Annotated in this window: 10 protein-coding genes; 7 read left to right on the top strand and 3 right to left on the bottom strand. The window is 72.2% G+C overall.

Going from position 1 to position 12,409, the window contains the following annotated elements; genetic code table 11:
* Nucleotides 1-2 precede the first annotated feature (2 nt).
* The gene (locus WMF26_RS36740) at nucleotides 3-998 is read right to left on the bottom strand and encodes a sigma-70 family RNA polymerase sigma factor (RefSeq protein WP_437996517.1); all 996 of its coding nucleotides are present in this window, start codon (nucleotides 996-998) and stop codon (nucleotides 3-5) included.
* A 107-nt stretch (nucleotides 999-1,105) separates the two neighbouring features.
* Nucleotides 1,106-2,275: a DUF882 domain-containing protein gene (locus WMF26_RS36735; protein WP_437996516.1), complete on the bottom strand. Its 1,170-nt coding sequence runs from the start codon at nucleotides 2,273-2,275 to the stop codon at nucleotides 1,106-1,108.
* Nucleotides 2,276-2,568: 293 nt separating this feature from the next.
* Here WMF26_RS36735 and pilM point away from each other — a divergent pair, with 293 nt between their 5' ends.
* The 5 genes from pilM (at nucleotide 2,569) to WMF26_RS36710 (ending at nucleotide 7,960) form a co-directional block, all read left to right on the top strand.
* Complete coding sequence (gene pilM, locus WMF26_RS36730; RefSeq protein ID WP_061628342.1) at nucleotides 2,569-3,630, top strand: type IV pilus assembly protein PilM; 1,062 nt, start codon at nucleotides 2,569-2,571, stop codon at nucleotides 3,628-3,630.
* Nucleotides 3,627-4,271 carry a PilN domain-containing protein gene (locus WMF26_RS36725; RefSeq protein WP_061628343.1) on the top strand — a complete coding sequence of 215 codons (645 nt, stop codon included), beginning with the start codon at nucleotides 3,627-3,629 and terminating at the stop codon, nucleotides 4,269-4,271. Before pilM ends, WMF26_RS36725 begins: the two co-directional genes overlap by 4 nt.
* Nucleotides 4,271-4,909 carry a type 4a pilus biogenesis protein PilO gene (locus WMF26_RS36720; protein ID WP_061628344.1) on the top strand — a complete coding sequence of 213 codons (639 nt, stop codon included), beginning with the start codon at nucleotides 4,271-4,273 and terminating at the stop codon, nucleotides 4,907-4,909. The genes WMF26_RS36725 and WMF26_RS36720 overlap by 1 nt, the downstream gene beginning before the upstream one ends.
* Nucleotides 4,906-5,550, top strand: coding sequence for a pilus assembly protein PilP (locus WMF26_RS36715; RefSeq protein ID WP_437950786.1), 645 nt, complete (start codon nucleotides 4,906-4,908; stop codon nucleotides 5,548-5,550). Before WMF26_RS36720 ends, WMF26_RS36715 begins: the two co-directional genes overlap by 4 nt.
* Nucleotides 5,551-5,701: 151 nt before the next feature.
* Complete coding sequence (locus WMF26_RS36710; RefSeq protein ID WP_437996515.1) at nucleotides 5,702-7,960, top strand: type IV pilus secretin PilQ; 2,259 nt, start codon at nucleotides 5,702-5,704, stop codon at nucleotides 7,958-7,960.
* Between the two features lie 58 nt (nucleotides 7,961-8,018).
* Here the strand turns inward: WMF26_RS36710 and WMF26_RS36705 are convergent, their stop codons facing one another.
* Entirely contained in the window at nucleotides 8,019-8,957 is a 939-nt protein-coding gene (locus WMF26_RS36705) for a LysR family transcriptional regulator (protein ID WP_437996514.1), read from the bottom strand.
* Nucleotides 8,958-9,146: 189 nt separating this feature from the next.
* On the opposite strand from WMF26_RS36705, the gene WMF26_RS36700 reads away from it, so the two are divergent.
* Nucleotides 9,147-10,484, top strand: coding sequence for a wax ester/triacylglycerol synthase domain-containing protein (locus WMF26_RS36700; protein WP_437996513.1), 1,338 nt, complete (start codon nucleotides 9,147-9,149; stop codon nucleotides 10,482-10,484).
* A gap of 11 nt (nucleotides 10,485-10,495) precedes the next feature.
* Nucleotides 10,496-12,325: an NAD(P)/FAD-dependent oxidoreductase gene (locus WMF26_RS36695; protein ID WP_437996512.1), complete on the top strand. Its 1,830-nt coding sequence runs from the start codon at nucleotides 10,496-10,498 to the stop codon at nucleotides 12,323-12,325.
* Nucleotides 12,326-12,409: the final 84 nt, after the last annotated feature.

Below are 12,409 nucleotides of genomic sequence, written 5' to 3'. Positions count from 1 at the left end.
GGTCAGGCGTGGGACAGCATGCCGCGGAGCATCCCGAGCGCGCGCGTGTGCAGCTGCGACACGCGCGGCTCGCCGACCCCGAGCTCCGCGCCGATGTCCTTCAGCTTCGCCCCCTCGAAGTAGTACATGCCGATCACGCGCCGCTCCCGCTCGGGGAGCTGCGCGATGGCGAACGACAGGGCGCGCCGGGTCGCCTGCGCCGAGATCGCCTCGATCGGGTCGTCCCCGCCGGCCATGTGCACCGACTCCTCCGCGGGGGTCACCTCGCTCAGGCTCACGAAGACGGTCGTGCCGCCGACCTTGCCGGCGGCCCCGGCCTCGACCGCCTCGCGCGCCCGCCGCGAGAGCCAGTCCTGCGCGCGGAGCTCGTCGACGATCGCCCCGCGGATCCGGAGCTTCGCGTAGCCGGCGAACGTCTCGCCGTCGCTCCCGCCGTTCTTGCGGAGCGAGTCGACGAGCCCGAGCATCCCCGCGCTGAGCAGATCGTCGCGCTGCACGTTGGGCGGCAGGTGGCGCGACACCTGGCGCACCAGCTTCCGGACGAGCGGGAAGTACCCCTTCAGCACCTCCGCGCGGAGCGGCGCGCACGTCTGCTCGCGGCGCTGCGGCCCGCTCGCGCAGGCCGCGTCGGTACAGCACGGCGGACAGCTCGCGTGGGGGTCCGGCTCCGCCGCCTGCCACCCCTCCTCGTACGTGCAGGGGGACGGGGCCTCCCCGGAGTCCCAGACGTCGTGCGCGCAGCTCGACGTGAGCTCGGCGGGCTCCCAGGCGTCGTGCGCCAGCGCCGCGCCGGGCTCCTGCTTGGGGGCGCCCGGCGCATCGTCGTGCGCATCGAGCCCGAGCGCGCCTGGCGCTTCGATCAGCGCGCGGTCACACGTGACGACCGGGCAGGTCTCGCCCAGGATGACCGGCTGGACAAACTCCTCCGCGTCACAACACGGAAGGAGTGGCCTGGGAGGAGCGAACTCTTCCCGCTGCAGTCGGGTCGATTGCTGCACGTGAGGTGGATTGGTGCCACAACTCTCGCAGCGTGCAAGGTAGAGCCGTGCAATTGTGTCTGGTGCGGATGTTCAGTGTGTGGAGAGTAGCCAGCGGCCTCGACGGTTCACTTCCCCGCCGCTGAAGCGGCCGGAGCCGAGGTGGGTGCTCCTGCACCCACACCCTTCTGCGGTTCGCTGCCGCCGCGCCCCGCGTCCAAATTTGTCCCTGTAGTATTCGACCCTTGCGGCTGGGTGGGGCGGGGTTCCCCTGACCCATACACCTCTTCTTCGGCCGACACGGGGACATCGCGCGCCGCCTCGTCGGCCGCGACAGCGCCCCTCGCGCCCTCGTAGCGCGGCGCCTCTCCAGGACCTGAGTAATCCACCCAGTAGACCTTATCTGATCGAACATCCAGGTGAACGAACGTCGAGTTGGGGTAGTATCCCACACCCGCGTTGCGAAAACCGCGGCAGAAATCGCGGACCACGGTGTTGGGCACGCCCTCGACCATGAAATCGATCGCGCGACCGAAATTGTGGTTGGAGTGCGGGGTGTACTGGGTCGGAGAGTAGGGCCGATAGCCGCTGACGACGCGGATGGTCCTGCCGCCGAAGTGGTCGCTCACCATACCGATCAGCGTGGCCAGGCGCGGATCGATAGGGATCGAGGCGGTGGGGGACGCGCGCATCAGCCGGCTGAGCTTGGGGAGGGACTTGGGGACGAGGCGCCCCTTCGGCGTGAGCAGCCGGAGCTCGAGCCGCTCGGCGCCGCGCACCAGGCGGACCCAGCCGGGGCGCTTGGGCCGCTGCACGTAGCGCTTGCTCGGCGGCAGCGACCGGGGGTCGGCCTTCGCGTCGCGCTTCGCCGGCCCCTTGCCCCGGGCCTCGGCGGCCCGCTCCTTCGCGCTCGCGCCGCGGCTCCGCTCCGGCTCGTCCCGCAGCGCGGCCGCCCGGCCGGGCGCACCCCGCGGCGGGCGCGCGCCGGGCTTGCCCCGCTCGGGGATCACGAGGACGAGGCCCGGGTGGATCCGCTGGCCAGGCTTGAGCCCGTTCGCCTCGCGGAGCGCGTCGACCGTGATCCGGTACCGCTTCGCGATCTTGCCGAGCGTCTGGCCGGCGTAGACGGTGTGCTGGCCGTCCTCGGCGAGCGCCTCGCCGGGCGCGGCGCTCAGGAGAAGGGCCGCCGCGAGGGCGGCGACCACGGAGCGCAGCCGCGAGGACCGCGGGCGGGGCTCCATCGCGGCCCCGGCGCGGAGGCCGAGCGTGCCGCAGAAACGGGAGATCTCCGGATGCATGAGGGGACTCTGACCTGACGTCATCCGTGCCCGACGACCGAGCCCCGGACAGTGCTACCCTGGGCTGGCGCGCGCCTGCCGGGCCGACCGGCGGCGCCGTGCCGCGTATCGAGCTTCGATAGGCGGGCGAGAGGCAAGCGTAAAGCGGTTTTTTGCCCCGCGATCGGCGGTGGTGCGAAGCTTCGCCAGAAGCGGCCACAAGGGATCAGAGAGGATCGGGCGCCCGGGAGCCGGGCAACGCGGCCCGGCCCTCTCTTTCTTCATCAAGGCGGGCGCGGATCGGGACGGACGGGATGTCGGAAGGCAAGAACTTGGTCGGGGTCGACATCGGATCGAGTGCGATCAAGATCGCTCAGATCAAGGAGGGCCGTAAGGGCTACGGCCTCGTGCGGCTCGGTTACGCGCCGCTCGCGCCGCAGGCCATCGTCGACGGCCACGTCATGAACGCGCAGGCCATCGTCGAGGCGCTCGGCCGCGCCTTCTCCGAGGCCAAGATCCGCCAGCGCGAGATCGCGCTCAGCATCAGCGGCCAGGCGGTCATCATCCGCAAGATCACGGTGCCGCTCATGACCGCCGCGGAGCTCGACGAGCAGATCCAGTGGGAGGCCGAGCAGCACATCCCCTTCGACATCAAGGACGTGCACGTCGACTACGAGGTGCTGCGCCGCCGCCCCGAGGCCGGGCAGATGGACCTCCTGCTCGTCGCGGCCAAGCGCGACGAGATCAACGACTACACCCAGATCGCCAGGAACGCGAAGCTCAAGCCCATGGTGGTCGATATCGACGCGTTCACCGTCCAGAACCTGTTCGAGGTGAACCGCGGCATCCCGCCGGACCAGACGTTCGCGATCATCAACGTCGGCGCGAGCCTCGCGTCGATCAACATCGTGTCGCGCGGCGCGAGCGCGTTCACCCGCGACATCGGCAACGGCGGCAACTACATCACCGAGCAGATCCAGCGGAAGCTCGGCATCAGCTTCGAGCAGGCCGAGGAGTTCAAGTGCGCCAGCGTGACCTCGGGCCCGGGCGGCGTGCCCGCCCAGGTCATCGAGACCATCGAGCAGGTGTGCGACTCCATCGCCGGGGAGATCCAGCGCTCGCTCGACTTCTTCCTGGCCACGAGCGGTGAGGGCGACATGCACCGCATTTACCTGACCGGCGGCTCGTCCAACCTGCCGGCGCTGCCCGCGGCGATCGGGCGGCGCGCCCGGGTGGCCGTCGAGCTGATCCAGCCGATGGAGCGCATCACCGTGGAAGCGAAGGAAGTCAACCAGGAGCTGCTCCGGCTCCGGGCGGCGCAGTTCTGCGTCTCGCTCGGGCTCGCGATGCGCAAGGACCGGGAGAAGCGCTCGTGATCCGCGTCAACCTGCTCCCGCAGCGCCGCGGCACGCGCGGGGCCGCGCCCCAGACGAGCCAGCGGTGGCTGCTCGTCACGCTCGGCGTCGTGATCCTCGAGATCGTCGCCCTCTTCCTCTTCCACCAGACGAAGGTCGAGGAGCTCGACGAGCAGACGCGGAAGAACACGGTGCTCCAGAGCCAGATCCAGGAGATCCGCACGCTCGTCGCGAACCACGAGGAGATCAAGAAGGCGCTCGAGGTCCTCCGCGCGCGCGAGGACGCGATCGCGAAGCTCCAGGCGGCGCGCAGCGGGCCGACGGCGGTGCTGCTCGAGCTCGCGCAGCTGCTCACGAACGGCAAGGGGCCGACCGCCGACCCGGACAAGCTCGCGCAGCTCCGCAAGGAGAACCCGCTCGCCGTCTACAACCCGTCCTGGGACAGCCGGCGGCTGTGGCTCACGAGCTACGTCGAGTCCCAGCGGACCGTGCGCATCGAGGGGCTCGCGCGCGACGGCACCGACGTCTACGAGCTCGCCCAGCGGCTCAAGCTGTCCTCGTACTTCTACGACGTGCAGCTGCTCCCGGGGAAGAAGGAGAACGAGAAGGCGTCGCGGCTCGAGCTCGTCTCGTTCGCGCTGCAGCTGAAGGTGAGGTACTGATGGCCACGAAGCCCCAGCCCGTGCAGGCCGGCTCGGCGCTCGACCGGCTGCCGCCGCTCGCCAAGGTCGGCGTCGGCGCGCTCTTCGCGGCGCTCGTCGGCATCCTGTACTTCGTCGGCTTCTACGCCGAGGTCGACTCGCAGATCGAGGGCGCCGTCCAGCGGCAGCAGTCGCTCCAGTCGGAGCTCACGAAGGCGCAGGCGTCCAAGGCCGCCTACCAGAAGGACCTCGACGAGAAGACCCGCCGCGAGCAGCTGAGCCGCGAGCAGAAGAAGATCCTCCCCGACGAGTCCGAGACGCCGGCCTTCCTCTCCGCGATCCAGGGCGTCGCGACCGTCTCCGGCGTCAACCTGACGTCCTGGAGCCCCACCGAGGAGATCCCGCAGGAGTTCTTCTCCAAGGTGCCGATGAAGCTGACGCTCTCGGGGAAGTTCCACCAGGTGGCGAAGTTCTTCCACGGCGTGGGGCAGCTCGATCGCATCATCAACCTCGAGGAGGTCCAGATCAAGGAGCCGAAGGTCGTGGGGACCGACGTGGAGGTCCAGGTGGAGTGCCTCGCGACCGCGTTCCGCGCGGTGCGCGCGGGGGAGACGCCGACGAGCGGCGTGAAGCGGCGGAGCGGCGGAGGTGTGCGGTGAACGCCGGCCGGATGATGCTGCTCGCGCTCGGGGCGACCGCCCTCGCGGCCGTCTCGCTCGCGGGGTGCGAGGACGAGGCGGACGTCATCGCGCCGAGCGCGCCGAAGGCCAAGCCGGCGTCCAGCGCCTCGCCGGCGCGCGCCGCCGGCTCCGCGGCCGCGTCCGCGGACGCCGGCGCGCCCGAGCTGCCGCCGCTGCCGCTCCGGGAGTTCCAGGAGGCCGACTTCTCCGAGAGCGACCGGAGCCGCGACCCGTTCCGGAGCTTCGAGTCGCTCTTCGCCACGCAGGCCCGGGGGCGGGTGACGATCCAGCGCCAGGTGCTCGTGGATCGCTTCGCGCTCGACGAGCTCAAGCTGGTCGGCGTCGTCTCGCGCGCCCCCGCCCGCGCGCTGCTCACCGATCCGACGGGGCTCGGGTGGGTGGTGAAGGTGGGCGACTTCGTCGGCAAGGCCGAGATCGTGCACGCCGGCGGCCCGACGGGCGTCGACGTGGCCGTGAACTGGCGGGTCGACCGGATCCGCGACTCGGACGTCGTCTTCATCCGCGAGGACCCGTCGCACCCGGAGATCCCGCCGACCACGCGGGTGATCGCGCTGAGGCCGCTCGGCGACGCGGAAGAGTCGTCCTTCGGTTCGCCCTGACCGCCACGAATTGGGCCCGATCCGGGCACCCGAAGTAGCCTCCCGGCAGCGTGACGCAGATCTCGCGTCACCGCGAAGCGGGAGTGCAATGAAGAGCAATCGAGACTATCGCCCGAGGCGGGGCGCGCTTCGCCGTGCTGCGGCACTCGGGATGATGTTGATCCTCGCTCCTGCGGGAGACGCGGACGCCGCCGCCCCGATCCGGGTGAGCGACGTCAGGCTCACGGCGCCCTCGGAAGACAGGGCCGAGATCGTGGTCGCGACCAGCGGCGCGCCGCGCTTCTCGGCGCGCGTGGCGGACGGCGGCAAGCGGATCCTCGTCGACCTCGAGGGCGCCGAGGCGGCCGGGGCGCCCGGCGCGATCACGGACGGCAACGCGATCGTGGCGGGGGTGATGACCCAGGGCTTCGGCGCGGCGGCGCAGCGCACGACGCGGGTGCTCGTGCAGCTGGCGCGCCCGGCGGCCTACCGGATCCGCGCCGAGCAGGGCGCGCTCGTGATCGAGCTCGCCGCCGCCGACGCGACCGCGCCGATGGCGGCGCGGGCCCCGGCCTCGCGCGAGGCGGCGGCGCCGGCCCGCGAGCCGGCGACGATCACCGACGTGCGCTTCGAGCACCAGGCGACGGTCGACCGGGTCATCATCGAGCTCTCGTCGATCCCGAGCTACCGCGAGTCGACCGGGAGGGCCGGCCGCCGGGTGATCGAGCTCAGCGGCGCGCGGCTCCCCGACGCCCTCCAGCGCAAGCTCGACGTCGGCGCCTTCGGCGGCCCGGTGCGGGCGATCTCGGCGTTCCGGCGCAACAGCGACGGCTCCAAGGTCGTCGTCGAGGTCGAGCAGGCCGAGGGCGCCGCGGGCGCGCTCGCGCGCGAGGGCAACGCGCTCGTGCTCAGCGTCGCGAAGGGGGCGCTGCCCTCGACGCTCTCGGGGATCGGCGTCGACGGGGGCGCGGCGCGGCGGACCCGCACGGTGGCGCGCGAGGATCTCCTCGGGGACGCGGCGCCGAAGGTCGAGACCTCGTTCGACGGGGCGGCGAGCAGCCAGGAGTCGCTCGTCGAGCCCGACCAGGCCGGCGCCTTCACGCCCGCGCTCGCGGGGCAGCAGCGGCGGTTCACGGGGCGGCGGATCGACCTCGACCTGAAGGACGCGGACATCCACAACGTCCTCCGGCTGATCTCGGACGTGGGGCGGGTGAACATCGTGACCGCCGACAACGTGAGCGGGACGGTCACCATCCGGATGCGCAACGTCCCGTGGGACCAGGCGCTCGAGACGGTGCTCCAGGCCAAGGGCCTCGGCGTGGTCCGGCAGGGCAACATGATCCGCGTCGCGCCGATCGCCGATCTCAACAAGGAGCGGGAGCTCGCGATCGCGCGGCGCAAGAGCGAGCTCCAGCTCGCGCCGATCGAGACGCGGCTCATCCCGATCAACTACGCGGAGGCGAAGGACCTCCAGGATCGCGCGAAGGACATGCTCTCGCCGCGCGGCTCGCTCGCGGTCGACGAGCGGACCAACGTGCTCATCGCGCGCGACGTCGCGGGCAACCTGAACCAGATCGAGGAGCTCGTCCGCTCGCTCGACACGCAGACGCCGCAGGTGCTGATCGAGGCGCGGGTGGTGGAGGCGACGAGCCGCTACGTGCGCGACATCGGCATCCAGTGGGGCGGCGACGGGACGTTCAGCGCGGCGACCGGCAACCCGACGGGGCTCGTGTTCCCCTCGGCGATCGGCGTCGCCGGCGGCGCGACCGACACGAACACCCCGACCGGCGGCCTCTCGCCGTTCTCGAACTCGGTGTCGAACCCGAACTTCGCGGTGAACCTGCCGGCCATCGTCGGCGCCGGGCAGGGCGGCGCGCTCGGCTTCACGCTCGGCTCGATCAACAACACCGTCAACCTCGGCGTCCGGCTCTCCGCGGCCGAGGCGAGCGGCATGCTGCGGATCATCTCGAGCCCGCGCATCCTCACGCTCGACAACCGGGAGGCGCGGATCAGCCAGGGCACGCTGATCCCGTTCTCGCAGATCAGCGCCCAGGGCGTGCAGACGACCTTCCAGGAGGCGAAGCTGCAGCTGCTCGTCAAGCCGCACGTCACGTCGGACGGCAGCGTCGCGATGCACGTGAAGATCAACCGCGACGAGCCCGACTTCAACCAGACCTCGGCCCGCGGCGACCCCACCATCCTGAAGCGCGAGGCGGAGACCGACCTCCTGATCATGGACGGGCACACGGCGGTGATCGGCGGGATCTTCACCCGCAACACCGGCCGGAACCTCGATCAGGTGCCGTTCTTCGGGGACATCCCCGTCCTCGGCCTGCTCTTCCAGCGGCGCCGCGCGAGCGACACCCGGAGCGAGCTCGTCATCTTCCTCACGCCGCGCATCGTGAACCGCGCCGAGGCGCTCGGCCGCTAGCCGCGCCGGGGCGCGCCCGCCGCGCGCCCCGTTTGCCTCCGATTCCCTCGGACCTCCCTCAGACGCGCTTCCGCCGGGTCGCCTCCCGCATCTGCGGGACGGCGGCCGTCACGACGCCGCGCAGCCACGCCCGCGCGGGATCGTCCTCGGTCCGGCCGTTCCAGGCCATCGCGATCTCGATGGGCGGCAGCTCGAACGGCAGGTCGAAGGTGCGGAGCGGCATCAGGCTCGAGAACGCGCGGCCGAGGCGCGTGGCCACGGTGGCCACGAGGTCCGACGACGTGACGACGTGCGGCAGGAGGAACACGTGCGGCACCGCGATGACCTCGCGGCGCGCGACGCCGCGCGCGGCGATGAGGTCGTCCGCGCCCCCGTCGTCGGCGCCCTGCCGGGGGACGACGGCGTGCCCGAGGGCGGCGTAGGTCTGGAGGTCGACGCGCCCGCGCGCCCTCGGGTGGCTCGCGCGCGCGAGCCCGGCGAAGCGATCGTCGAAGAGCGCCGCGCGGCGCACGTCGGGCGGGAGCGCGCCCTCCGGGAAGACGCCGATCGCGAGATCGATCTCGCCGTTGCGGAGCGCGTCGGCGGCGCGGGCGTCGAGGGGGAGCAGGTGGAGCGCGAGCTTCGGTCCGGTCTCCGCGAGCACCTCGTTGAGCTGCGGCAGCAGGAGGAGCTCCACGTACGCCGTCGTGGCGATCCGGAACGTGCGCTCGCTCTCCCTCGGCTCGAAGGGCGGCCTCGTCCCGCCGAAGAGGCTCGCGAGGTCGTGCATGATCGCCGCGACCTGCGGGGTCATCGCCTCGGCGCGCGAGGTGAGCGCCATCTGCCGCCCGACCCGGACGAGCAGCGGGTCGGAGAACAGCTCGCGCAGCCGCGTCAGCGCGTGGCTCATCGCGGGCTGGCTGAGCCCCACCCGGCGGGCCGCGTGGGTCACGCTGCGCTCCTGGAGCAGGGCGTCGAGCGCGATCACGAGGTTGACGTCGATCGCCGAGAGATTCACCCGCGGAATGATAAGCGAAGCGCGCATCCATGCGATGGATACTTACGTTTTCTTGCGCGCGGGCGTGCGCGGGGGCGAGCGAGCGCACAGGAGCGTGGGCGGCGGGGTGCCTGCGGCGCTGTCGTGCGGCCAGCGCGGCTGCTAGGGTCGCCCGCGGCTCCGCCCGACCGGCGGCGCCCTGCGGAGACCATGACATCGACCGTTCTGCTCGGGGGGATCGACCACTTCCACCTCATGAACGATCGCGCCATGCGCGCGCGCGGCCAGGCGGGCAATCACTGTCTGTTCGTGCTCGAGCTCGACGGCCGCCTCGACGTCGGCCGGCTCGCGGCGCGCCTCGAGCGCGCGACGCGGGCGCTGCCGGAGCTCCGCTTCCGGCTCGACAACGGCGTGCTCGGGCGGGTGGGGCGGCCCCGCTGGGTGGTCGATCACCACCGGCGCGCCCCCGAGCCGCGCCTCCACGAGGTCGCCGGCGAGCGCGAGCGCGCGGCGCGCGTCGAGGCGGTGCTCGCGGAGCGGATCTCCGCGGAGCGGCCGTGGGCGCTCGACGTCGTGCGCGGGGCGGGGGAGGGCGACACGGTCGTGCTCCGCCACCACCACGCGCTGACGGACGGCAGGGGCGCGGACCGGCTCGTCGCGTGGCTCGGCTCTGGCAGCGGCGACGCGCCGGACGACCCGCCGCTGCGGCAGGAGCGGCACGACGCGCCCGAGCGCCTCGTCGCGGCGATGGGCCGCGACGAGCGGCTCGCCCTGGCGCGCGCCTACAAGGCCCACGTGCTGGCGCTCGGCCGCGCGCCCATCCTGTCGCTCGCGCGCGCCTGTCCGGGGGTGCGGGCCGCGACCTCCCGCGTCGCGCGGCTCGCGCTGTCGGCGGAGGAGACCCGCGCCTTCGATCTCCGGGTGCGGCGGCGCGCGCGGCTCGCCGAGACGAGCCTGATGCTGATCGCGGCGGCGCGGCTCGCCGACCGCGCGCTCGTGGCCCGCGGCTTCGCCCCGCCGCACCACGTGGTCCCGCTGCCCCTCTCGCTCGATCCCAAGGGGGGCGCGCGGCGGCTCTTCGGCAACCACCTCACGATGGTCCTGCTCTCGCTCGGCCGCGACGAGCTCTACGACGACGCCCGCGCGGTGGCCCGCGTGGCCGAGCAGCAGCGCGCGATGGTGCGCGACCGGCTCGATCTCGCGATGATCGCCGCGCTCGATCTGGCCCGCTGGCTCCCCGGGCCGGTGTATCGCTGGCTCGGCGACCAGCCGTTCGAGGGCGAGCTCGCCTCGCTGATCGTCTCGAACCCTGGCGCCGTGACGGTGGACCGGTTCGCGGGGCTGCCGGTGCGCTCGGCGTACCCGCTGCCTGCGGTGGTCACGCCGCCGGGCTTCCAGGTCATCTTCAGCCGCTTCGACGGGCGCCTCTCGGCGTCGATCGTCTACGGCGACGGGCTGCTCCGCCCGGACGAGGCGGCGGCGATGCCGGGCGCGCTCCGCGCCGAGCTGCTCGGAGAGCCCGCGCCGCCGGCAGGCGGCGGGGTATAAGGGCCGGCGTCATGCGCACCTTCGACATCGTCATCATCGGCAGCGGCATCGCCGGCGGCTTCCTCGCGCGGCAGCTCCGCCTCGCGCGCCCGGATCTCGGGGTCCTCGTGCTCGAGGCCGCGGGCGCGATGGAGGACTACAAGGTCGGGGAGAGCACGGTGGAGGTCGCGGCGAACTACATGGTTCGCCGGCTGAACCTCGGCACGTACCTCTACCAGCACCAGCTGCCGAAGAACGGGCTCCGCTTCTTCTTCGACGGGCCGGGCAAGGATCTCCCGCTCCCGCGGATGAGCGAGATCGGCTCGGACCACATGCCGTTCCACCCGAGCTTCCAGCTCGAGCGCGCGCGGCTGGAGCGCGATCTCGTCGCGATGAACCGCGCGGCGGGGGCCGAGGTCGAGCTCGGCGCCAAGGTGGTCGACCTCGCGATCGACGGGGGCGGGCGGCACAAGGTGGTCTACGAGCAGGGCGGCGAGCGGCGCGAGGTCGCCTGCCGCTGGGTGTGCGACGCCTCGGGCCGGCGGCACGTGCTCCTCCGCAAGCTCGGCGTGAAGGTGCACAAGGAGACGCGGCTCAACACCGCGGCCGCGTGGGGGCGTTACCGCGGCGTCGCGGGGCTCGACGCGGTCACGGACGCCGCGTGGCGGTCGCGCGCGCGGTACACGTCGCGCCACCTGTCGACGAACCACTTCATGTACGACGGGTACTGGATCTGGTTCATCCCGCTCGCCGGCGATCTGATGAGCGTGGGCGTGGTCTTCGACAAGGACCGCATCGGGGAGGGGAGCGCGCCGGCCGGCGCGCTGCCGGGGCCGCGCACGCGCGCGGACTTCGAGCGCTTCCTCGGCGCGCACCGCGCCGTGCGCGAGCTGCTCGAGGGGGCGGAGCTCGAGGATTTCCAGGCCTACGCCCACCTGCCGTACCACGCGGACCGGTACTTCTCGACCGACCGTTACGCCGTCACCGGCGAGGCGGGCGCGTTCACCGATCCGTTCTACAGCCCCGGCTCTGATTTCATCGCGACCGCGAACGAGTTCATCACGCAGATGATCCTCGCCGACGTGGGCGGCGACCGTGCCGGGTTCGAGGAGCGGGTCGCGGCGTACGACGCGTACTACCGGTTCAAGTACGACAGCACGCTGCGGCTCTATGAGCGGATGTACCCGGTGTTCGGCAGCTTCGAGCTCTACCGGCTGAAGTACCTGCTCGATTTCAACAACTACTACAACCTGGTCGTCTGGCCGTTCATGGCCGACCGCGTGACGGACGTCGGCTGGATCCGGGAGGAGCTCCGGTTCACCGATCTCGTGCTGCGGGCCCTCTCGACGATGGGCGATCATTTCGCGTCGCTGGCCGCCGACCTGCGCGCGCGCGGCGAGTACTTTGCGCAGAACGAGGGGCGCTTCGCCAACGGGCTGAACGGCGTCGTGCAGCTGGAGACGCGGCTCGGGCCGTCGATCGACGAGCGGTTCCGGCGCGAGCAGGTCGATCGGGCTTACGGGAGCGTCTTTGCGGCGCTCGTGGAGAGGCGGCTCGCCGAGCGGGGCCTGTCCGATCGTGCGCGCCTCGTCTCGGAGCTCAAGCTCCCGCAGGTGCTCACGTTCCGGGACATCACGCCCGACCGGCTCGCGCGTTTGCTCGATCGCATCGGCGAGCGGATGACGAAGGAGTTGCGCGCCGAGTTTCCGGACGCCGGGGTCGAGCGGGTGGATCTCGGTTCGGGCGGTGAGGTCTCGGTGACCGGCCCTGCGGAGGGGACCGAGGTGCACGCGGCGGTCCTCTCCCGGGCGCGGTCGCTCTGGGACGCCTCGGCGGGCTCGCTCGCGCACGTCGCCCTCTGATCCGGGGACAAAAAAGCGCCGTTTCCGATGTACAAGCGCCCGTTCCGCAGTATCACAGCGGCCGATGCGGTGGCGAGCGGCAGG

It is taken from the genome of Sorangium sp. So ce185 (genome assembly GCF_051526825.1).
GTDB lineage: Bacteria > Myxococcota_A > Polyangia > Polyangiales > Polyangiaceae > Sorangium > Sorangium cellulosum_D.
This window is presented reverse-complemented; position numbering and strand designations above follow the sequence as displayed.